The sequence below is a fragment of the Staphylococcus hsinchuensis genome, from assembly GCF_038789205.1.
In the GTDB taxonomy this organism is placed as follows: Bacteria; Bacillota; Bacilli; order Staphylococcales; family Staphylococcaceae; genus Staphylococcus; species Staphylococcus hsinchuensis.
In genome coordinates this window covers 1,957,895-1,980,656 of sequence record NZ_CP128355.1, presented here as the reverse complement: position 1 = coordinate 1,980,656, position 22,762 = coordinate 1,957,895, and the positions used below count along the sequence as shown (strand labels likewise).

The following is a 22,762-nucleotide window of genomic DNA, read 5'->3' as shown; positions in this document are numbered from 1 at the left end:
CCCACCTTTAAAAGAAAAATCGATTCATAAAACGAATATCATCAAATGATTGTAATTGATCGATTGTTATTCTTGAACCAATTCTGGCCATCAGACAATTTGCTGGATGACTTGTAATTTCAGGGTCATCTGTAGCAAATACTTCTAGGCCACCATAACCCATTAATTTTTGCATTAACTTTTTATATTGGTAAACATCTAATTGGGAATTCTTCAAATCCCAATGCCAATAATACTCAGTAGTTAATACGATATAATCTTCATATTCATCTGCTGCCAAACTAACCTTTATTAACTCACTACCAAGATGTAGGTGACGAAACGCTAAACTGACCTCTATGGCACCTAATTCAATTAAATAAGATAATTTACCAGTTGCCCATCGTTCTAGTGGATCGGGGTAATGATAAGTTACATAACCAATGATATGCTGCTCTTCACGCAATACGAAAATACGTCCTTCAGGTAATTCACTTATTTCTTTAAGTGCTTCAAATTGATCGTCAGGTGTACGAAATGCATCTAAACCTTCGTCGAATGTCATAGAAGATAACGATTCTATAGGGACTGGACCTTCAATTATGAACGTACCTTCATCCAAATGATAAGTTTCAGATTGATATGTTTTAATGTGTTCCATTGTTTCACTCCCATCACGCACGTTAAGGTATAAAATATTAATTAAATTATCTTTATTATAAGTGATAGTTCTAGAAAATCCTACAAAATGAGGCGTTTTATTTTGATTATTTTGAAAATTTAAAAATTATTCTGTATAATCAACTATAAGAAAGCGATTTTAAACAAGGGGGATTTAAAATGAAAGTAGAAGTTTATGAAGGGGAACAAGGAAATTTTAATCTTCAAGATTATGAAAAGGAATATCAAAACTTCGACTGGAAAGAAGTTGAGAAAGCATTCACGTGGTCAGAAACAGGAAAAGTTAATATGGCACATGAATGTATCGATCGTCATGTAGATGACGGTAAAGGCGATAAAGTCGCATTACACTATAAAGATGCGAAACGTCAAGAAAGCTATACTTATAAAGAAATGCAGTTAAATATTAATAAAGCTGCCAATGTGTTAAAGGATGAGGCAAATGTAGAGAAGAGCGATCGAGTATTTATCTTTATGCCTAGAACACCTGAGTTATACTTTGCATTTTTCGGGATTTTAAAGTTAGGTGCAATTGCAGGTCCTTTATTCGAAGCATTTATGGAGAAAGCTGTCGGTGATCGTTTAGATAATAGTGATGCTAAAGTAATCATTACAACGAATGCATTGTTACCTCGTATTCCTAAAGATAAATTGCCTAACCTTGAAACAATCGTCGTAGTTGATGACGAAGTTGATGATGAATACGTTGACTTTAATAAATCATTTGAACAGGCAAGCGAAGAATTTGAAACAGAATGGTTATCACTTGATGACGGTTTAATTTTACATTATACATCAGGTTCTACAGGTCAACCTAAAGGTGTGTTACATGCACAAAAAGCAATGTTATTACATTATATTTCTGGTAAATATGTATTAGATTTTAAAGAAGATGATGTTTATTGGTGTACGGCTGACCCAGGTTGGGTTACAGGTACATCTTACGGTATCTTCAGCCCATGGTTAAATGGAGTGACGAACTGTATTGCAGGTGGACGTTTCTCACCAGAGTTCTGGTATAACATGATTGAAGAATATAAAGTAACTATTTGGTATACAGCACCAACTGCTTTAAGAATGTTAATGAGTGCTGGTGATGATGTCGTTGAGAAATACGATTTATCATCATTAAAGAGTATCTTATCAGTAGGTGAACCGTTGAACCCAGAAGTTATAAAATGGTCTAAAGATGTCTACGGTAAACGTGTATTAGACACATGGTGGATGACTGAAACAGGTGGCCATATGATCGTTAACTACCCAGCAATGGATATCAAATTAGGCTCAATGGGTAAACCTCTACCTGGTGTGGAAGCAGCGATTGTTGATGATCAAGGAAATGAGCTACCTCCAAATCGCATGGGTAATTTAGCAATTAAAAAGGGTTGGCCATCAATGATGGTTTCTATTTGGAAGAATCCAGAGAAATATGATTCTTACTTTATTGGTGATTGGTATGTATCAGGAGATTCAGCTTATAAAGATGAAGATGGCTATTATTGGTTCCAAGGACGTGTCGATGATGTCATCATGACTGCTGGAGAACGTGTTGGCCCATTCGAAGTTGAGTCTAAATTAGTTGAGCACGAAGCTGTCGCAGAAGCGGGTGTGATTGGTAAACCAGATCCAATTAGAGGAGAAATCATTAAAGCCTTCGTAGCATTACGTTCTGGATATGAGCCTTCGGACGAACTTAAAGAAGATATTCGTAAATTTGTAAAAGAAGGTTTAGCGGCACATGCTGCACCACGCGAAATCGAATTTAAAGAAAAATTACCAAAAACACGTTCAGGTAAAATCATGCGTCGTGTACTTAAAGCTTGGGAACTTGATTTACCAGAAGGCGATTTAAGTACAATGGAAGATTAAAAAACTTTATAAATAGTATTAATTAATTCAAGAGTCCCTATTTAAGGGAAGCTATTTTATAACAATGAATAGGAGAGGAGTCTGAGGCAAAAATAGATGTCTCAGACTCTTTTTCAATTAGCCATTAGAAATCTGAATTGAAAATGCACTTAAATCAAGATTTTTTCAATCCTAGTCATCATGCCGAGATGGGACCACGAAATCTCTATTAGAAGATTCGATTTCTGTTTCACGTCACTAATTCAACACCGTGATGTCGCAAATGAAAGCGTTATCTAAATTGTCGACATTCAGATGTAAGTTAGATACTATTAAAGTGTAAGGACGTAATGAAATTTTTTACTATAAACTAAAAGGGGCTGAGGAATTTGGCACAATTATCGGATTTAGATATTGCGAATAAAGCAACGTTGCAACCAATTAGCGATATTGCAGAAAAGGCTGGAATCGACGCAAATGCATTAGAACAATATGGACATTATAAAGCTAAGATCGATATCAATCAGATTAAACGTCGTGAACAGAAAGGGAAAGTTGTACTCGTCACTGCAATGAGTCCAACTCCAGCAGGTGAAGGTAAATCAACAGTAACTGTAGGCTTATCAGATGCACTTAATCATTTAAAGCATAACGTAATGGTTGCATTACGCGAACCTGCATTAGGACCTACATTTGGTATCAAAGGTGGCGCAACTGGTGGTGGTTACGCACAAGTATTACCGATGGAAGATATCAATTTACATTTCAATGGTGATTTTCATGCAATAACAACTGCCAACAATGCGTTATCAGCTTTTATAGACAATCATATTCATCAGGGTAACCAACTTAATATAGATCAACGACGAATTGAATGGAAACGTGTCTTAGATATGAATGATCGTGCATTACGTAATGTGGTTGTCGGATTAGGTGGGCCAACACAAGGTGTGCCGAGAGAAGATGGGTTCAATATTACGGTAGCTTCTGAAATAATGGCAATACTTTGTTTAGCTCGTGGAATTAAAGACCTTAAAGAAAAGATAAGCAAAATTACAATTGGTTATACGACTGACAAAAAGCCTGTTACTGTAGCTGATTTAAAAGTTGAAGGCGCACTAGCGATGATTTTAAAAGATGCTATTAAACCGAATTTAGTTCAAACCATTGAGGGCACGCCTGCACTTGTTCACGGAGGTCCCTTTGCTAATATTGCACATGGATGTAATTCCATTTTAGCAACAGAAACAGCTAGAGATTTAGCAGATATTGTAGTTACAGAAGCAGGATTTGGTTCAGACTTAGGTGCGGAAAAGTTCATCAATATTAAAGCGCGTGAAGCAGGATTTGAACCATCAGCTGTAGTAGTCGTGGCTACAATTAGAGCAATTAAAATGCATGGCGGCGTTGCCAAAGATAATTTGAAAGAAGAAAATGTTGCAGCTTTAAATGACGGAATCGTAAATTTAGAGCGTCATGTAGATAATGTTAGAAAGTATGGACTTGAACCTGTTGTCGCATTAAATGCATTCGTCCATGATACGGACAAAGAAATTGAATTTGTTAAAAACTGGGCAAACACACATAACGTGAAACTTGCACTAACTGAAGTGTGGGAGAAAGGCGGGCAAGGGGGAGTTGAATTAGCAAATGAAGTGTTAGATGTAATTCAACAGCCTCAATCATTTAAACATTTATATGATTTACAAACGCCATTAGAAGAGAAAATAGAAACAATTGTCAAAACTATATATGGAGGAAGTAAAGTTACTTTTTCTAGTAAAGCAGAGAAACAATTGCAACAATTTAAGGCGAATGGGTGGAATCATTTTCCAATATGTATGGCAAAAACGCAATATTCCTTTACAGATGATGCCAACAAACTCGGTGCACCTGAAGATTTTGAAATTACGATTCGTGAATTAGAAGCTAAGACTGGCGCAGGATTTATTGTAGCATTAACGGGGTCAATTATGACAATGCCTGGTTTACCAAAAGAACCAGCTGCATTAAACATGGATGTGACTGATGATGGAAAAGCAGTAGGTTTATTTTAATGGAACATTATCAAGTGAAATAAATTTTTTACACATAAAAGGAGAGGCGTCCGAATATTAAAGACGCCTCTTTTGTTCATATTTAATTGAATGATTATTATTGTGTTACTAAATGTGTTTTAATGTTATATTTTTTTGCACGTTCATATGTTTTAGAGGAGATTTGTTTTTCCACTAACATACGTTTAAGAACGTAATGTTGTCGATCAATGCCAATTTGAAGCGCTTGATCTGATTTTAAAGAACCATCTTTGTTATAAGGCGTATAGTGATAGGGACTTTGTAGTAAGCCTACGATGTAAGCGGACTCAGCAACGTTTAAATTTTCTGCTGATTTACCGAACAAGCTAAATGAAACAGACGCAATACCACTAATATTTGCACCATGACTATCCAAACCAAATGGGACAATATTTAAATAAGTAAAGAGTATTTCTTTCTTACTGAGTAAATGTTCTGTACGCATTGCCAATACCAATTCATTGGCTTTACGGCTATAGGTGCGCTCTTTCGAAAGGACTTGGTTCTTAACGAGCTGTTGTGTGATAGTGCTGCCACCTGTAGCAGATTGTGAATTAAATAAATCTTCACTGATAGCTCGAAAAACTGCCTTTGGTAATACACCGTTATGGCGGAAAAACATACTGTCTTCAGAAGAAGTAAGTGCCTTAATAACATTGGGGCTGACTTCCTTAGGTCCTGTAATAAGTGTATTTGTAGAATTGTCATATTGAGGTAATATCGGTTTGTTGATTTTCATTTTAGTGTTGCCAGAAATGGTTAATAATTCCTTTTTTAGTTCTGCATCAGACATATTTGTGGAGGTTTTTGATAAACTATGAAAATATATCATTAAAGCTAATAATGTGATTCCACATATTAAACAAAAAATTAAAAATAGTCCTATACAGATGCGTTTAATCTTTTTATATATGCGTTCAAAATTTTGGAATGTTGTTTGGTCTGTTTGATGTTGAGGTTGATCAAAAATTTGTTTTTGCATTGTTACCTCCTTGATTTAACAAATATTATAACATATATTGTTTCATTGACTTTTAAAAAGGAGTTAATTATAATGAGTTACAAATCGATATCGTTATTTGGATATAGGACAAGTAGCATTTTGCCATTTCTTAAGAGAGTTAGTGGTTGCTGGAAACTAATGTAATGCTTAATGTGAATACACCTAGCTAATATTATCCAAACATTTTAGTTAATGAATGTATCATTAATAAAGTTGCTTTCTAGAGTATGGTGGTACCGTGCAATTGCGCCCTTACAATTCGTTGTAAGGGTTTTTTATTTTTTATAATGGTGAAATGTATGAGTAACGATATCCAATTTTCAATAATATAGAGCTAAATTACTAGGAGGTTAGGTTGATGACAAATGAACTCATTTCAGAATTACAATGGCGAGGTTTAATTTATCAACAAACGGATGAACAAGGTTTAGAAGATTTACTCAATAAAGAACAAGTGACTTTGTATTGTGGTGCTGATCCAACAGGAGATAGTTTACATATAGGGCACTTATTACCATTCTTAACATTACGTCGCTTCCAAGAACATGGCCATCGACCACTTGTATTAATAGGTGGCGGTACAGGAATGATAGGAGATCCTTCTGGTAAATCAGAAGAACGTACACTACAAACGGAAGAGCAAGTTCAACATAACGTTGAATCTCTTAGTAAACAAATGCACCAATTATTTGAATTTGATACAGATAAAGGTGCAACGTTAGTAAATAACAAAGATTGGTTAGGACAAATATCTTTAATTGATTTTCTAAGAGATTATGGTAAGCATGTCGGTGTGAACTATATGCTTGGTAAAGATTCTATTCAAACACGTTTAGAACATGGTATTTCATACACTGAATTTACGTATACCATCCTACAAGCGATTGATTTCGGTCATTTAAATCGAGAATACGACTGTAAAGTACAAGTTGGCGGATCTGATCAGTGGGGTAATATCACAAGCGGAATTGAATTAATGCGTCGTATGTATGGTCAAACTGAAGCTTTCGGTTTAACAATTCCATTAGTTGTAAAATCAGATGGTAAGAAATTTGGTAAAACTGAAGGCGGCGCAATTTGGTTAGACGCAGAAAAAACAAGCCCTTATGAATTTTATCAATTCTGGATTAATACTTCAGATGATGATGTAATTAAATTCTTGAAATACTTCACATTCTTAGAAAAAGATGAAATCGATAAATTAGAACAATCACTAGAAGAAGCACCACATTTACGTGAAGCACAAAAAGCATTAGCAGAAAATGTTACTCGATTTATTCACGGTCAATCAGCACTTGATGATGCTATTCGAATTTCACAAGCATTATTCTCAGGTGATTTACAATCTCTTTCTGCTCAAGAGTTAAAAGAAGGATTCAAAGATGTGCCACAAGTTGAATTAAGTCAAAATACGACAAACTTAGTTGAAGCAATTGTAGAAACTGGTATCTCTTCTTCTAAACGTCAGGCACGTGAAGATATTAATAACGGAGCAATTTATATTAATGGTCAACGTCAACAAGACCTCAAATATGAATTAAGCGATGAAGATAAGATTGAAAATGAATTTACGATTATCCGTCGCGGTAAGAAAAAATATTTCATGGTGAACTATAAATCATAATTCGATTAACAAAATATATAAAAGAGGATGGAAAATAAATTATTTTCCATCCTCTTTTTTGTTATTGAAATAAGCCTGAGCCATCACTTGATCCTTGGTCGGGTTGTTGCTGAGTAGAAGATTGACTTTCACTATCTTTTTGTTTAGATAATTTAACTTTAATATCTTTCGTTTTGTTTTTCCGTTCAACTGTGATTGTGATAGTATCTCCTGGTTTTTTGTTGTGATAAAGATATGATTTTAAATCAGTGTCTTCTTTGATTGATTTACCATCAACTTTAGTGATGATGTCGCCTTCTTTTAAGCCATTATCCTTTTCTACTTTAGCAACGTAGATGCCGTCGTTGCGTTTTGTTTTTAATTCGTCTTTATAAGATTCTGGAATTTCACTCAAGTTTAATAAACCAATTCCAATTGAAGGGCGCTCGATTTTACCATGTTTTGCAAGTTCCTTGATTGTTTCTTTAACTTCATTACTAGGAATGGCAAATCCAATTCCTTCAACTTGTTCATTTGCAATCTTCATTGAATTAATTCCGACTAAATTACCATTAACGTCTACTAAGGCACCTCCAGAATTACCTGGATTAATAGCAGCATCAGTCTGAAGTACATTCACCTTATTATTACCAGATGAAGTTTGACTATCTATCGTTCTTTCATTTGCTGAAATGATGCCGGAAGTGACAGAATTGGCAAATTCTAAACCTAGTGGATTACCCATTGCAAAAACACTATCTCCCGTTTTAACTTTAGAAGAATTTGCAAATTGGATTGATTTTGTACCTTTCGTGTTATCTATTTTCAAAACAGCCATATCGGTTTGAGCGTCTTTACCGATAAGTTTAGCATCGACCTGCTTAGAATTATGTAATTGAACTTTGATTTCACTCGCATCATCGATGACGTGATTATTCGTAACAATGTAAGCAGAGCCGTTACTTTTTTGATAAATAACACCTGAACCTACGCCAGCTTCTTCTGATTTAGAAGATTTCCCTTTTAATAAATCATCTAATCCTTCAGCTTTTTGCATATTGATGACGCCGACAATTGCAGGTGAAACGTCATTAATCATCTGATTGACAGAGTCATATTTATCACTTTTACCATCTAGTGTATTACCACCACTTTTGGTATTCGTCGTTTCTTGAACTTTACCAGCATCTTTGTTAGACATTGTTCGGTCAATGATCTTTCCAACGCCTAGAACGAGTAAAGCACCGATAATACCTGCAATAAGTGCAACGATAATCGTTTTTAACCAAGGAAAACGTGATTTGTTATGACGACTATAACGCTGATTTGATTGTTCTTGATGTTGATTCATCCCATTATTAAAATCTGACATGTTTTACCTCCCAACTCGTCTATAAGTATTATTATCTAAGTTTTTTCAAATGATTTCTAGTGTAAAAACTTCATACTTTAGACTGAAATATAATTGTACTTGTTCGGAACAATTCTAAATGATAAAATCAGTAGGTGATAAAAAGCAAATAAAGTAGGTGGGAAAATGTATAGTTTTATCAGTGGTTTATTAAAGTTAATCATCGTTAAGTTAAGTCGTTCATTAGAAGTACAAGGTAAGGAGAATATACCCCAATTACATAAGTATGTAGTGACATGTACTCATGAAAGCTATAACGAAGTAATCATGTTAGGTATGGCAATTCATCCAAATCAAATTCATTATATGGCGAAAAAAGAATTATTTAACCATAAATTGTTTGGTAAGTTTTTATTATCTCTTAATGCCTTTCCTGTGGATAGAGAAAATCCAGGGCCAAGTACTTTAAAGAAACCAGTTAAACTAATTAAAGAGAACAAAACGGTTGGAATCTTCCCTACAGGTCAACGTAAAAAATATAGTGAAGGGGCACCTTTAAAACGAGGAGCTGCTACAATTGCAATGCTTTCAGGTGCACCGATATTACCTGCTGCTTACGTAGGGCCAAGTAAAATTATAGGATTAATTACTGGGAAAGCAATTATTAAATTTGGTGAACCAATCGAAACAAAAAATCTACCAAAAGAAATGAAACGTAATGAAAAGCTTGAATATATTACGAAAACGTTAGAGAGTCGTACGAAAACGTTACAAGACGAGCTCTATGCTTATGTTGGTAAAAAATAACTATATTGTTAATTCATGAAATGTTAAAATATATTATTAAATAATATGTTAAAATAACATTGTACAATAACGATATATGTTCGACACCACGTGTACAAATATTGTACGTGGTGTTTTTTTAATGAAAAGGGGGATTTGTTTTGTTAAGTTTCTTACAACGATTAGGTCGATCGTTAATGTTACCAGTTGCGGTATTACCAGCTGCTGCGATAATTGCAGGAATTGGTAACGCACTTAAAGCGATGCATATATTACCTACAGTAGCAAACTTCTTCAGTACTGCGGGACAAACGATACTAGAACAATTAGGGATTTTATTCGCCATTGGTGTAGCGCTTGGGATGGCAAAGAAAAATGATGGTGCAGTTGCATTGGCTGCAACAGTCGGTTATTTCTTAATAACAGGTGTATTAAGTCCTGAAAAGTTGGCACCGCTATTAGGTGAAAAACAGTCTCACGTAGATGCTGCTTTCGAACAAATGAATAATGGTAATGTACTTATTGGGTTGTTTGTTGGGTTAATCGCAGCATTTACATATAATAAATTTGCAGAAACAGAATTACCTGCTGCTTTATCTTTCTTTAGTGGTAAACGTTTAGTGCCAATTATGACTGCTTTCTTTAGTATCTTCTTAACTGTCGCAATGTTATTTATTTGGCCTGCAATTTATTCAGTTATAGTTAACTTCGGTAAATGGATTATAGATTTAGGACCATTTGGGGCATTTCTATATGGATTCTCTAATAGATTATTAATACCAACTGGATTGCATCATGCATTGAATACAGTATTTTGGTTTGATTTAGCTGGTATAAATGATATTGCTAAATTCCAGTCGGGAGATGGTGCTGAAAAAGGTGTTACTGGACGTTACATGGCTGGTTTCTTCCCAGTGATGATGTTTGGAGTGCCTGCTGCCGCACTAGCTATGTACCGTGCTGCTGAATCTAAACAGAAAAAACGTGTCTACGGTTTGATGCTAGCAGGTTCAATTTCAGCATTCTTTGTAGGTGTCACAGAACCCATTGAATTTGCATTTATGTTCGTTGCACCTGAATTATTTGTTATCCATGCATTTTTAACAGGTGTATCAATGTTTATAGCAGCATTGTTTCATTGGACAGCAGGATTTTCATTTAGTGCAGGTCTCATAGACTTTGTGCTGTCTCTAGTTAACCCTGTTGCGAATAAACCTTATATGTTAATTGTACAAGGACTCGTTTTCTTCGTAATGTATTACTTTGTTTTCAGAGCTGCAATTAAATTCTTAAAATTAAATACACCAGGCCGAGGAAACAATTTATTACCTGACCCAACTTCAGAAGAAGCTTCAACGGGAGACAAAGATAGCCAATCTGACAATCGCACGTCTAATAAATATGCGAAGACAGCAAGTCAAATACTTGATGGGCTAGGTGGTAAAGATAACGTTAAGACATTAACAAACTGTGCCACACGATTACGTATGGAGTTAAATGACAATTCAATTGTCGATGATAGTAAAATTAAAGGCGCTGGTGCAGTAGGCGTCACTAAGAGTGGTAAACATAATACGCAAGTTATCGTTGGTACTCAAGTACAACAGGTTGCAGATGAGATAGAAAAATTAATAGACTAGCATGTATCAACGTGTTAGTTTCACCAGAAGCTGAGACAAAAATAGTTGTCTCAGCTTCTTTGTCAATTAATGAGACTACGAAATAACTTTCTGTCCAAATCCATATTTTTAACAATAAATATAGCTATAGATAGTTCCTTTTAAAATATAAATTAACACTTAACTTTGAAAGGAGCTTATTTATGTTTGAAAAGTGAGTGAAATCTAATTGCGCTTTATTATAGGACATAGTACGATTAATACATATCAGAATTTTCTGATTAAAGGAGAGGCGATAGTATGAAATCGGTATTATTTGATGTAGATGGTGTATTTTTAAGTGAAGAAAGATGTTTTGATGTTTCTGCTTTAACTGTGTATGAGCTACTAATGAGTAAATCATATATAGGACTTGATCCTTCGTTTGAGTTTGAAGGTCTGACAGATCAACAAATCAATGATATTAGAAATACTGTATTTTATCATGATGAGATACTTAAGAAATTAAAGTCATTAGGCTTAAATTCTAATTGGGATATGTTATTTATTGTAGGGGCATTTCATTTTATTGAATTATGTAAGACACTACCACCACAAATGAAGGAAAGTGTATTAGAAGCAGAGAAATTTAATGAACAGACTTTACAAACTGTAGGCGGACAATTAGATGATATTACGCTTAATTTTGAATTACCATTATCATTTTTAGAAGGTGTTAAATCTGGAAAAGATAATATATATAAAGCGTTAATTACATATGCGAGCGAAACTTTGCACACTAACCAGACAGAGATATTTGAATTGAAGAGCCCATTCTGGAAATTGACTCAAGAAATTTATCAAGAGTGGTATTTAGGAGTAGAGCTATTTAAACAGGTTGAACAAAAAGAAAACCGTTCTTTATTTAAAAAGGGCTATATATACGAGGAAGTGGTTTTACGACCTGTCGAAGAAATCAAGCAATTATTAGCTGATTTAAAAGCAGCAGGCTACCATATTGCGATAGCAACAGGGAGACCACGTACAGAAACAATCGTTCCGTTCGAAACGATAGGGATTAAATCTTACTTTGATGAGAAATATATTGTCACAGCCAGTGAAGTATTAATTGCTGAAGATAAATTTCCACATTTAAAACCGTTGGGCAAGCCTAATCCATTTAGTTATTTAGCTACATTATCTGGTAATGATGAAAATGAATACGAAAGTTATACTACAAATCAAGAACAACGTGTAACAAAGGATGAAGTATTTATTGTGGGTGATTCGCTAGCCGATTTATTAAGCGCGAAAAAGATTGGCGCAACTTTTATCGGACCATTAACTGGTTTAAAAGGTCAACAGGCACGTGAAGAGTTAGAAAGTTATGAAGCGGATTATATTGTAAATCATGTAGGGGAAATTCGTGATATATTACTCTAACGTTATAAATAACGTATTTTAGATATTAAAACCCCTCTAACAGATATTTTAACTAAATCTGTTAGAGGGGTATATTTTTGGTTTTTCAACATTTTTAAAATAATGGAAATATGGCGCGTACATTAACTTTTTGCATTTACTTATAGAACGGGTTGCGTTTGTTCTATGTCTTCTAATTCAACACTTCGAACTTGGTTGAAACCTTCAATTTGATATAAACTTTCAATTACTTCTTGCGTAGCAGGATTATCAATTGAAAGAATCATTAAAGCATTTCCGCCTTGTTTAGAACGGCCTAAATGCATTGAAGCGATATTGATATTATATTCACCTAAGATTTGACCAGTTCGACCAACGATACCTGGTTTATCAGTATGATTTACTACAAGCTGGTGTCTTTCAGGTTTGAAATCAACAGGATATTCGTTGATTCGCACAATACGCGTACCGTAACCATTTAAAACTGTTGCACCGATTTTAATTTGTGTATCTTGGTTTACGAGTGTTAATTCAACGTAATTACTGAATCCACGATGTTTTGAATTTTTTTCTATATTATAAGATACACCTTGTTCATTCAGTGAAACTAAAGCGTTGATAAGGTTCACGCGTTCTCCTAAATCTTGGCGTAACACACCAGAAACAAGCGTTCTTGTTAATAAACTTGTATCATCTAAAGCGATATCGCCTTCATATTTAATGTGTAATTCACGCGGAGCTTTTTCTAATAATTGAATACCAACTTCTCCAGTTAATTTACTTAATTCGATATATGGTTTTAATTCTTCATTGATGACATCATATGTCATTTTTGGAGCGTTAATTGCATTGAGTACATTTCCATTTTCAAATATATCAATAATTTCATTCGCCACTGAGATTGCGACTTTTTCTTGAGCCTCTACTGTTGATGCACCTAAATGAGGTGTGACAATAACTTTATCATTCTTAACGATAGGTGATTCTGTTGCAGGTTCATTTTCAAATACGTCAATTGCAGCTGCTTGTATTTTATCTTCATCTAAAGCTTTCACTAATGCCTCTTCATCGATAATACCACCACGTGCGACATTGATAATCTGTAACGTTGGCTTTGCGCGTTGGAAGAATGCTTCATTGACAATGCCTTTCGTTTTAGGCGTGAGTGGGGTATGCACAGTGACAAAATCAGATTGCTCTGCAATTTCTTCTACCGTAGCTAAAGTAATATTTAGTTCTTTAGCTTTATCTTCAGAAAGGTAAGGGTCAAAGGCTAGTATACGCATGCCGAAACTTTGCGCACGTCTCGCAACACCAATACCGATTCTTCCGGCACCTATTACACCTAAAGTTTTATTATATAACTCTGTACCTCTATACGCTTTTCGATCCCAGCGACCGTCCTTTAAAGATTGATGTGCTTGTGGAATATTACGCGCCATTGATAAAATCATAGCCATTGAATGTTCAGTTGCAGAAATGGTATTTCCGTCAGGCGCGTTAATTACAATGACACCGTGTTTTGTAGCAGCATCAATATCTATGTTATCTACACCAACACCTGCTCTTGCAATGACTTTTAAATTTGGCGCAGCTGCAATAACATCTTGAGTCACTTGTGTTTGACTACGTACGATAAGCCCTTCATAGTTAGCTATTTTTTCGATAAGTTGCTGTTCATCTAAATCGGTATGCGTATCTACTTCAAAATCATCGTGCTCAAAAAGACTTTTTAAACCTTCTGGTGAAATTGGATCAGAAACTAAAATTTTATACATAAGCTTTAATAACCTCCATATATTGAGTAATTGCTGTTCCGATATATGATTTCTGTCTAAAGTCAGAAACTAAAATTTCAAGTGCTGATACAACATGTAAGATATCAAATGGTGAAATTTGTCCCATGTGTCCGATACGTAATATTTCGCCTTTTAAATGTCCTTGACCACCAGCAATTGTAATATTGAAACGAGACTTGAGTTCACCTTTAAGATAATTGAGTTCTTCCTTTGATTGAGGTACAAAGGCAGTAACAGTAGGTGAAGCATACTCATCTTGTACGAGTAGCTCTAACTCTAAAGCTTTTAAAGCTTGTCTCAATGCATCTCTTATCGCATAATGTCTAGAAATAACATTTTCTAAACCTTCTCGTTCTATTAATTTCGCGTAAGCATTTACACCTCGAAAGAGTGAAACATTCGGTGTGAATGGTGTAGAATTCTTAGAAAGTGAGGTTAAATATTTATTTAAGTCTAAATAAAATCTTGGCGTCGTCACTTCGCTAAATCGTTCTTTTGCACGATCATTGTACGCCACGAAAGCAAGGCCAGGGGGTAACATGATTGCTTTTTGACTGCCTGATACGAGCACATCAATATCATCACGTTCAAGGTCGACGTCGACTGCACCGATACAACTTACTCCATCTACAATGAAATAGATAGAATCATCGAATTGTTTTAATGCATGGCCGAGTTCATTAACTGGATGTAATACAGCGGTAGAAGTCTCACAATATTGACTGAAGACTGCTGTAATAGAAGTGTTTAATGATTGTAGATAGTCCATAAATGCATCAACATCTACTGCTTGTCCCCATTCCACATCGTATATATGTACATTGTTGTAGTAGGTCTCTGCAATTTGTTTGAAACGATTACCAAATGCGCCAGAAACAATAATAACAATTTCGTCGTCTGGATTAGCGATATTTAACATACTTGCTTCTAAAGCGCTTGTTCCACTTGATGTTAGAATCATGACATTATTCTTTGTACCAAATGTTGGTTTAAGTGCTTGGAATGCTTCCTCTGCAATTGCTTCAAAGTCAGTTGACCGATGTCCTACCATTGGTTGTTGTGTTGCATGTAAAATTTCTTGAGCTACAGGAGTAGGACCAGGTGTTAATAACAAAGCGTTATAATAGTTCATTGAATAATCCCCCCAAATGAATAAGATTTAATAAGTTTAGCAAATTTTCTGATAATAAAAAAGTATTAAATTGTGAAAATAAAGAAAATTAGGAAAATTAAACCGAGATGTAAGGGCATACATCTTTAGTATATAGGACTTAGTGAAATATTTAAAAAATTATACAATTTTTGGTTCGATTTCGACGATCACATTGCCTTTTATAGAATTAGAAATCATACAATTGCTATCTGCAATTTTTAATAATTTATCAATTTTTTTAATAAGTTTTTGTTTTTGTGTATCATTTACAGTAATTTGTGGGTAATGAATGATAGAGTGCATTTTAAATTTGCCTTTTTCAAGCATAGCATTACCGACGCTTGATTGTTCAATATGAATATCTTTGAAACCTGAGCGTTCTAACACTGTTGCTAGTGAAATGATATAGCAAGAGGATGCTGCGGATACAAGTAATTCATCAGGGTTGGTTCCTATACCATTACCACCTAATCCGGATGGAATCGAGATTTGTTCATTTAGTACATCACCTGTTAAGTCACCGTGAGCATTTCGCCCATCTTGCCACTGTGTTTTTACTTTAAATTGATGTTTTACCATTATCGGCACCTCCGTAATATAGATAATAATTTAAGTTTAGATGATTATTTTAAATAAAGAAAGGGGAGATGTTTTTTCATGGTTGAAACGCATGGGAAAAATATAACTTTAGTTGCACATAGAGGTTTATCTCTAGAATACCCAGAAAATACTAAAGTTGCATATAAAGCAGCATTAAAAGAAAATATTGATATTTTAGAAATTGATATTCACCGCACTAAGGATGATTACTTTGTAGCCATACATGATGATACGATAAACCGTACTTCTAATGGTGAAGGTAAAATAAGAAAAGAAACGCTTGAAGAGTTAAAAAAATATGATATTGGTGCTTGGAAAGATATTAAATATTCAGCGTCAGTTATACAAACGCTTGATGAGGTCATTGAATTAATCAAGGATCATCCACAAAAGTTATTAATTGAATTAAAAGATCCAAGTAAATATCGAGGCATCGAAGAAGAAATTGTAGAATTTTTACATAATAGTGATTTATCTAACGATAGAATTATCGTTCAATCTTTTAATCATAAAACAATTAAAAAGATGTATAAGATTGGCGTTGAATTTGAATTAGGTGTATTGGTAAGTAAAAGAAATTATTGGTATAAATTACCGAGATTCAAAAAAATAAGCAAATTTGCTCATTATGTAAATCCAAATGCAGCACTCGTAAGAAAAAGATTTATTAAAAAAGCGCATGAGTATAATTTAAAGGTCATGCCCTATACTGTTAATGCCCCTAAAAAAGCAAAATCTTTAATCGATTTAGGGGTCGACGGTTTAATCTCAGACACACCAGATACATTACTCAATGAAGAAACATAATATACAAAAAACCACGCAGAAACAAATGCTTCTGCGTGGTTTATTATGGAATCGTAAATTCCTAAAGTTATTAACCAACTCAGCTTATCTTGAGTAGTACTCAACGATAAGTTGTTCGTTGATTTCAGCTGGTAATTCGCTACGTTCTGGAATGCGTACGAATTTACCTTTTAAGTTGTCAGCATCAAATTCTAAGTAATCAGGTACAAAGTTATTGATTTCAACTGATTCAGCAATGATATCTAATTTCATAGATTTTTCACGAACTGAAACTTCTTGACCAGGTTTTAATGTGTAAGATGGGATATCAACACGTTTACCATCAACTTCGATGTGACCGTGGTTAACGATTTGACGAGCTTGACGGCGTGTACGTGCTAAACCTAATGAATATACAACAGCGTCTAAACGAGCTGCTAATAATTGCATGAAGTTTTCACCGTGTACACCGTGTTGGTTACCAGCGATTTCGAATGTGTTACGGAATTGTCTTTCAGTCATTCCATATAAGTAACGTAATTTTTGTTTCTCACGTAATTGTAACGCATATTCTGATAATTTTTTACGTTGGTTTGGTCCATGTTGACCTGGAGCGTATGGACGTTTTTCTAATTCTTTACCTGTACCGCTTAGAGAGATACCTAAACGACGAGATTTCTTCCAATTTGAACCTCTGAATCGAGCCATAATAGGACTCCTCCTTTTTCTTTTTTGTTGTTATGAAAAAACAAAAAAGATGTTGTATGCTTAGTTGGATATGTTGTTTTATGTGTCCTCGCCTCATAGCTACGGTTACACGGCACGTCCGCGTTGGGAACAACATAGAGCCAATTAATATACAACTGCTATTTCGTTAATTCACACAAAGTTCATTGTACCACGATAAACAAAACTGTCAATAAGGTTTAGTGTTTTTCTTCAAATAAGTATGAACAGATTTTATTTGATGCGTTGTTCAATAATTTGTACAACTTTCTTTAATTTGGTTGCATCCGTTTCAGAAAATCGACCTTTAATCGGGGCATCAATATCAAGTACACCTATCACATCATTATCTTTATGTACAGGGATAACGAGCTCTGATTTACTATTAGCATCACATGCGATATGTCCTGGAAAAGCATGAACATCATCAATACATTGTGTCGTATCATCCTGGACTGCGGTACCACAAACGCCTTTACCAATAGGAATATGCATACATGCTGGATGTCCTTGGAACGGTCCTAAAATTAATTCATTCTCGTTGATTAAATAAAACCCGACCCAATTAATTTGAGGAAGTGTATCATTTAATAAAGCGGATATATTACTTAATATTGCAATTAAATTAGACTCATCTTCAATAAGACTTTCAACTTGTTTCTGCAAAAGATCATAGTTAGTTTGTTTCATTTCTGTCATATGGGTACCTCGCTTTTTACTTTTCATTTAGTATAAAGACTGTTTTAATAGTAATCAATCAAATGATTTTAAACTGAGAGATAATTTGTATTTCAAAATGTGTGACCACAATAAAATATTTGTAATTTTATCTTCAATTCACTCATTTTCTATTTTAATGGATGTGTTAATTACGTTATAATGGAAGGTGATAAAATAGGAGGAGAAAAAATATATGGTGTTGTATATAATTTTAGCAATTATTATCGTTATACTGATCGTAGTCGGTATATTATTTTATATGCGTTCGAGCAAAAGCAAAATGATTGAAAAAGCCGAATCGCGTAAAGAAGAGGTAAAGAAATTACCATTCGATGAAAGTTTGAATAAACTTTCAAAGCACAAATTAACAGGTGAAACTAAATCCACATATGAAGGATTAAAGAAATCATCAGAAGATAGTAAAAACAAATATCTTGTTCCAGTCGAAGAAAAGATTCATAATGCTGAAGATTTATTGTATAAATTTAAATTTTCTCAAGCCGAAAATGAAATCAACGAAGCCCATGAGTTTATGGATCAATACGAAGCAAATTATAATTCTATGACGAATGATGTTGAAAAAATTAATTCCGTACATAAAGAAAATGATCAACTTTATAATGATTGTAAAAATGATTATAGAGAAATGAAACGTGATGTATTGGCAAATAGACATCAATTTGGTGAAGCAGCAGAACCACTTGAACATGAAATTGAATCATTTGTTCCTGAAATGGAACAATATGAAGCCTATAAAGCAGAGGGTAACTATAATCAAGCGCATCAACATATCAAGACGTTACATGAAGATATGGATTTCTTAAAACGTGATATGGCTGAAATACCTGATTTAATCAGAGAAGCTCAAAAGGAATTACCAGGTCAATTTCAGGATTTAAAATATGGTTGTAGAGATTTGAAGGTTGAAGGTTACGACTTAGATCATGTTAAGGTTGATAGTAATTTACAAACGTTGAAGACGGAACTTAGTTTTGTAGAACCTATGATAAGTCGATTAGAACTTGACGAAGCCAATGAGAAGTTAGCAGCAATTAACGATAAATTAGATGAAATGTATGAGTTAATTGAAATTGAAGTAAAATCTAAAAACTCAGTGGAAGAATCTAAAGAAGTAATTACAGATGACTTATTTAAAGCGAAAGAAATGAACTATACACTCCGTACAGAAATAGAATATGTACGAGAAAATTACTACATCAACGAAAGTGATGTTCAAAACGTTAGATTATTTGAAAATGAAATTCAAAATTTAATCTCAGTTTATGATGAAATTTTAGGTGAGATGTCAAAATCAGCTGTTCGTTATAGCCAAGTTGGTGACAACCTTAAATATATTGAAGAGCATGTTGTTGTCATTAATGAAAAACAAGAAAAATTACAAAACCATCTCATCCAATTAAGAGAAGATGAGTCAGAAGCAGAAGACAACATTCTTCGCGTTCAAGCGAAAAAAGAAGAAGTTTATAGAAAGTTACTTGCTTCAAATTTACCAAGTGTGCCTGAACGTTTCGTTATTATGAAAAACGAAATTGATTATGAAGTACGTGAAATAAATGATAAGTTCAGTGTTCGACCTATTCACGTAAAGCAATTAAAGGATAAAGTTTCTAAAGTTGTGTTACAGATGAATAAATTCGAAGACGAAGCAACAGACGTATTAGTCAATGCAGTTTATGCAGAAAAACTTATCGAATATGGTAATAGATACCGTAAAGACAATACAAATGTTGATAAGAGTCTAAACGAAGCCGAACGACTCTTCAAAAACAATCGATATAAACGTTCAATTGAAATTTCTGAACAGGCGTTAGAAAGTGTCGAACCTGGTGTTACAAAACATATTGAACAACAAGTCATTAATTAATAAAAATATAGTTACGGTGAGTAATTTATACTGAAAAGCCAACCCAAAAGATAAATTTAATCTTTTGGGTTGGTTTTTTAATTTTCACGAATATATAAAGAACTGTTCTAGACGTAAGTTGAGGGAATTGGTAAGATGTTTTATGCGAGTTAAAAGTATATTCATTATAAGATTAAATTAAAAGCAATGATTATTATTGATAAAAAATGAATTGGAAATAACCATTTTCAATTTGCGATACAATATTTGATTTGAAGTGGCTTTTCAAACATGGTGATGAGGCGTATAATAATCAAATTGTAATTAATGAATAAGAGATAACAGCTATCGAAATAAAAGGAGTGAACAAAGTGATATACCTTGATAATGCCGCTACGACGAAACCTAATAAAGATGTTTTAGACACGTTTTTAAAAGTAAATGAGTCATTGTATTTTAATCCAAATAGTCCTCACCAAGCTGGACTCCAAGCAGAACAATTATTACAACAGACAAAATCACAAATAAAATCGTTATTTAACATAAAAAATGAATATGATATTTTGTTCACGAGTGGCGCTACAGAGTCCAATAATATCGCAATCAAAGGCATAGCTCGAAAGAAAAAAGATTCTGCAAATGAAATTATCACTTCGTTATTGGAACATCCATCTGTACTAGAAGTTGTCCGAGCACTAGAGGATGAAGGTTTCGTAATAAAATATGTGGACGTGACGTCTGAAGGTAAAATCAATTTAGACCATCTAGAAGAACTCATGTCAGACCGCGTAGCATTGGTGACATGTATGCATGTGAATAATATTATGGGACAAATTCAACCTATAAAAGAAGTTGCAAATATCGTACATCAATATCCGAAAGCACATTTACATGTAGATGCTGTTCAAGCTATTGGTAAAGTAGATTTAATATTCGAAGGTGTTGATACTTTAAGTTTAAGCGGTCATAAATTTAATGGTCTAAAAGGGCAAGGCGTGTTGTTTGTACGTAACGTTCATCAATTAGAAACCATAGTTCATGGCGGTGGCCAAGAATTTGGAGTTCGTAGTGGGACGGTTAATTTACCCATAGATATAGCAATCGTGAAAGCGATGAAACATGCAGTTACACATACAGAACAACTTTTTAAACAATTATTGCAATTTAATAACGATTTACGACAATTCTTAAATCAGTTTTCAGGCGTGAAAATTAATTCGCCTCAAGATGCCGCATCGCATATATTGAATGTCGGCTTTCCAGGTGTTAAAGGAGAAGTGCTCGTAAACGCGTTTTCAAAACGTGATGTGATGCTCTCGACGACGAGTGCTTGTTCATCAAAGAAAGCGAGCTTGAATGAAGTACTGCTATCAATGAATATCCCAGCCAAATGTATAGAGGGAAGTATTCGAATTTCAATGGGTGCAAATACTACAGAAACTGATATTAATCAATTTAAACAGAACTTTACAGAAGTCTATGAAGAAGTGAGGGAGTTGTTACAATGATTTACGATCATTTATTAGTAAGATACGGTGAACTAACGTTAAAGGGCGCAAATCGTAAGATGTTTGTTAACCAGTTACGTTCAAATACGAAACGTGCATTAATGCCTTTACAAGGATATAAAGTGAAAGCAAATAGAGATAGAATGTATATAGAATTAGAGCAAGATGCTGATATGGAAGAAATGTGTAACCGTCTTAAACAAGTATTCGGCATTTATTCTATCAGTCCCGTGTTAAAGATTGAAAAAGATATTGCCACAATTAAAGCACAAGCCATTGAATTTGCTCGTCAATATAAAGAAAATGATACTTTTAAAATAGATGTAAAACGTTCAGATAAGAACTTTGAATATGATACTTTTCAATTACAACGTGAAGTAGGCGGTGCTGTATTATCTGAAACTGACCATTTATCGGTAGATGTACATCATCCTGATCACGTAATTAAGATAGAAGTACGTCACGATGCAATTTACATTTATGATCGTGTCATTGAAGGTGCAGGTGGCTTACCAGTTGGCACAGGCGGTAAAACATTACTTATGTTATCTGGTGGAATAGATTCACCCGTAGCTGGAATGGAAGTAATGCGTAGAGGCGTAACTATTGAAGCAATCCACTTCCATAGTCCACCATTCACAAGTGAAAAAGCAAAAGATAAAGTTATTGAATTAACACGTATCTTATCTGAACACGTAGGTGAAATTAAATTATACATTGTCCCATTCACAGAACTACAAAAACAAATTCATAAAGTTGTTCATGAAAGGTATACGATGACATCTACGCGTCGTATGATGATGCGCGTTGCAGATAAAGTTGTACATCAAGTCGGTGCAAATGCAATTGTAAACGGTGAAAATTTAGGACAAGTAGCAAGTCAAACATTAAAAAGTATGTATGCTATCAATGCAGTAACTTCTACGCCAGTATTACGTCCGTTATTGACGTTAGATAAAGAAGAAATCGTTCATAAAGCAAAACAAATAGGAACTTTCGATGTGTCAATCCAACCATTTGAAGATTGTTGTACAATCTTTACACCTAAAAATCCTGTTACTGAACCAGATTATGATAAAGTGTTAAAATACGAAGAAGGTTTTGATTTTGAAGAAATGATTCAAAGTGCTGTAGATAATGTAGAAACTATAAATATAGATAAAAATTATGAAAGCAAAAAAGATAGTGAAACAAATTCATTAGCAAAAGATTTGTTTTGATTTTTAACTTTTATAAAAAGTATGGTATGATTCTGAA

At 34.1% G+C, this 22,762-nt stretch carries 18 protein-coding genes; 10 read left to right on the top strand and 8 right to left on the bottom strand.

The genetic code is table 11. The features are described 5' to 3' along the window. Positions 1-7: 7 nt before the first annotated feature. Positions 8-640: a GNAT family N-acetyltransferase gene (locus QQM35_RS09805; protein ID WP_251519788.1), complete on the bottom strand. Its 633-nt coding sequence runs from the start codon at positions 638-640 to the stop codon at positions 8-10. Between the two features lie 179 nt (positions 641-819). On the opposite strand from QQM35_RS09805, the gene acsA reads away from it, so the two are divergent. Next, a complete protein-coding gene (gene acsA, locus QQM35_RS09800) occupies positions 820-2,529 on the top strand; it encodes an acetate--CoA ligase (protein WP_251519790.1) in 1,710 nt (569 codons plus the stop codon). Between the two features lie 368 nt (positions 2,530-2,897). Beyond that, positions 2,898-4,565, top strand: a complete 1,668-nt coding sequence (locus tag QQM35_RS09795; RefSeq protein ID WP_251519792.1) for a formate--tetrahydrofolate ligase — start codon at positions 2,898-2,900, stop codon at positions 4,563-4,565. A gap of 97 nt (positions 4,566-4,662) precedes the next feature. Here the strand turns inward: QQM35_RS09795 and QQM35_RS09790 are convergent, their stop codons facing one another. Continuing rightward, a complete protein-coding gene (locus QQM35_RS09790; protein WP_251519794.1) occupies positions 4,663-5,568 on the bottom strand; it encodes a biosynthetic peptidoglycan transglycosylase in 906 nt (301 codons plus the stop codon). A 379-nt stretch (positions 5,569-5,947) separates the two neighbouring features. On the opposite strand from QQM35_RS09790, the gene tyrS reads away from it, so the two are divergent. Next, a complete protein-coding gene (tyrS, locus tag QQM35_RS09785; RefSeq protein WP_251519801.1) occupies positions 5,948-7,213 on the top strand; it encodes a tyrosine--tRNA ligase in 1,266 nt (421 codons plus the stop codon). A 61-nt stretch (positions 7,214-7,274) separates the two neighbouring features. Here tyrS and QQM35_RS09780 read toward each other — a convergent pair whose 3' ends face one another. Continuing rightward, positions 7,275-8,564, bottom strand: a complete 1,290-nt coding sequence (locus QQM35_RS09780; protein ID WP_251519803.1) for a S1C family serine protease — start codon at positions 8,562-8,564, stop codon at positions 7,275-7,277. 165 nt (positions 8,565-8,729) lie between these two features. Here QQM35_RS09780 and QQM35_RS09775 point away from each other — a divergent pair, with 165 nt between their 5' ends. The 3 genes from QQM35_RS09775 to QQM35_RS09765 all read left to right on the top strand — a co-directional run bounded on the left by QQM35_RS09775 (position 8,730) and on the right by QQM35_RS09765 (position 12,370). Continuing rightward, positions 8,730-9,350 (top strand): lysophospholipid acyltransferase family protein, encoded by a 621-nt coding sequence (locus QQM35_RS09775; RefSeq protein ID WP_251942785.1) that lies wholly within the window; start codon positions 8,730-8,732, stop codon positions 9,348-9,350. A gap of 140 nt (positions 9,351-9,490) precedes the next feature. After that, positions 9,491-10,969, top strand: a complete 1,479-nt coding sequence (gene nagE, locus QQM35_RS09770; RefSeq protein WP_342610368.1) for an N-acetylglucosamine-specific PTS transporter subunit IIBC — start codon at positions 9,491-9,493, stop codon at positions 10,967-10,969. A gap of 279 nt (positions 10,970-11,248) precedes the next feature. Beyond that, the gene (locus QQM35_RS09765) at positions 11,249-12,370 is read left to right on the top strand and encodes an HAD family hydrolase (RefSeq protein WP_342610367.1); all 1,122 of its coding nucleotides are present in this window, start codon (positions 11,249-11,251) and stop codon (positions 12,368-12,370) included. A gap of 140 nt (positions 12,371-12,510) precedes the next feature. Here QQM35_RS09765 and serA read toward each other — a convergent pair whose 3' ends face one another. The 3 genes from serA to QQM35_RS09750 all read right to left on the bottom strand — a co-directional run bounded on the left by serA (position 12,511) and on the right by QQM35_RS09750 (position 15,880). After that, a complete protein-coding gene (gene serA, locus QQM35_RS09760) occupies positions 12,511-14,127 on the bottom strand; it encodes a phosphoglycerate dehydrogenase (RefSeq protein ID WP_251519814.1) in 1,617 nt (538 codons plus the stop codon). Then, positions 14,120-15,280, bottom strand: coding sequence for a pyridoxal-phosphate-dependent aminotransferase family protein (locus QQM35_RS09755; protein ID WP_251519816.1), 1,161 nt, complete (start codon positions 15,278-15,280; stop codon positions 14,120-14,122). The genes serA and QQM35_RS09755 overlap by 8 nt, the downstream gene beginning before the upstream one ends. Positions 15,281-15,439: 159 nt before the next feature. Continuing rightward, entirely contained in the window at positions 15,440-15,880 is a 441-nt protein-coding gene (locus QQM35_RS09750; RefSeq protein WP_251519818.1) for an SACOL1771 family peroxiredoxin, read from the bottom strand. Between the two features lie 78 nt (positions 15,881-15,958). On the opposite strand from QQM35_RS09750, the gene QQM35_RS09745 reads away from it, so the two are divergent. Further along, positions 15,959-16,708: a glycerophosphodiester phosphodiesterase gene (locus QQM35_RS09745; protein WP_251519820.1), complete on the top strand. Its 750-nt coding sequence runs from the start codon at positions 15,959-15,961 to the stop codon at positions 16,706-16,708. 84 nt (positions 16,709-16,792) lie between these two features. Here the strand turns inward: QQM35_RS09745 and rpsD are convergent, their stop codons facing one another. Then, positions 16,793-17,395 carry a 30S ribosomal protein S4 gene (rpsD, locus tag QQM35_RS09740; protein ID WP_251519829.1) on the bottom strand — a complete coding sequence of 201 codons (603 nt, stop codon included), beginning with the start codon at positions 17,393-17,395 and terminating at the stop codon, positions 16,793-16,795. 252 nt (positions 17,396-17,647) lie between these two features. Continuing rightward, positions 17,648-18,112, bottom strand: coding sequence for a GAF domain-containing protein (locus QQM35_RS09735; RefSeq protein WP_251519832.1), 465 nt, complete (start codon positions 18,110-18,112; stop codon positions 17,648-17,650). A gap of 214 nt (positions 18,113-18,326) precedes the next feature. Here QQM35_RS09735 and ezrA point away from each other — a divergent pair, with 214 nt between their 5' ends. The 3 genes from ezrA to thiI all read left to right on the top strand — a co-directional run bounded on the left by ezrA (position 18,327) and on the right by thiI (position 22,725). Continuing rightward, positions 18,327-20,018: a septation ring formation regulator EzrA gene (ezrA, locus tag QQM35_RS09730; RefSeq protein ID WP_251519859.1), complete on the top strand. Its 1,692-nt coding sequence runs from the start codon at positions 18,327-18,329 to the stop codon at positions 20,016-20,018. Between the two features lie 350 nt (positions 20,019-20,368). Next, positions 20,369-21,505, top strand: a complete 1,137-nt coding sequence (locus QQM35_RS09725) for a cysteine desulfurase family protein (RefSeq protein ID WP_251942791.1) — start codon at positions 20,369-20,371, stop codon at positions 21,503-21,505. Next, positions 21,502-22,725 (top strand): tRNA uracil 4-sulfurtransferase ThiI, encoded by a 1,224-nt coding sequence (gene thiI / locus QQM35_RS09720; protein ID WP_251519863.1) that lies wholly within the window; start codon positions 21,502-21,504, stop codon positions 22,723-22,725. Before QQM35_RS09725 ends, thiI begins: the two co-directional genes overlap by 4 nt. Positions 22,726-22,762: the final 37 nt, after the last annotated feature.

Bases quoted from the DNA above. Each gene is read 5' to 3' on its own strand.
- QQM35_RS09735 (WP_251519832.1), bottom strand. From the start codon at position 18,112: ATGACAGAAATGAAACAAACTAACTATGATCTTTTGCAGAAACAAGTT.
- QQM35_RS09790 (WP_251519794.1), bottom strand. From the start codon at position 5,568: ATGCAAAAACAAATTTTTGATCAACCTCAACATCAAACAGACCAAACA.
- QQM35_RS09780 (WP_251519803.1), bottom strand. From the start codon at position 8,564: ATGTCAGATTTTAATAATGGGATGAATCAACATCAAGAACAATCAAAT.
- acsA (WP_251519790.1), top strand. From the start codon at position 820: ATGAAAGTAGAAGTTTATGAAGGGGAACAAGGAAATTTTAATCTTCAA.
- rpsD (WP_251519829.1), bottom strand. From the start codon at position 17,395: ATGGCTCGATTCAGAGGTTCAAATTGGAAGAAATCTCGTCGTTTAGGT.
- serA (WP_251519814.1), bottom strand. From the start codon at position 14,127: ATGTATAAAATTTTAGTTTCTGATCCAATTTCACCAGAAGGTTTAAAA.
- tyrS (WP_251519801.1), top strand. From the start codon at position 5,948: ATGACAAATGAACTCATTTCAGAATTACAATGGCGAGGTTTAATTTAT.
- QQM35_RS09755 (WP_251519816.1), bottom strand. From the start codon at position 15,280: ATGAACTATTATAACGCTTTGTTATTAACACCTGGTCCTACTCCTGTA.
- ezrA (WP_251519859.1), top strand. From the start codon at position 18,327: ATGGTGTTGTATATAATTTTAGCAATTATTATCGTTATACTGATCGTA.
- thiI (WP_251519863.1), top strand. From the start codon at position 21,502: ATGATTTACGATCATTTATTAGTAAGATACGGTGAACTAACGTTAAAG.
- QQM35_RS09765 (WP_342610367.1), top strand. From the start codon at position 11,249: ATGAAATCGGTATTATTTGATGTAGATGGTGTATTTTTAAGTGAAGAA.
- QQM35_RS09775 (WP_251942785.1), top strand. From the start codon at position 8,730: ATGTATAGTTTTATCAGTGGTTTATTAAAGTTAATCATCGTTAAGTTA.
- QQM35_RS09745 (WP_251519820.1), top strand. From the start codon at position 15,959: ATGGTTGAAACGCATGGGAAAAATATAACTTTAGTTGCACATAGAGGT.
- QQM35_RS09805 (WP_251519788.1), bottom strand. From the start codon at position 640: ATGGAACACATTAAAACATATCAATCTGAAACTTATCATTTGGATGAA.
- QQM35_RS09750 (WP_251519818.1), bottom strand. From the start codon at position 15,880: ATGGTAAAACATCAATTTAAAGTAAAAACACAGTGGCAAGATGGGCGA.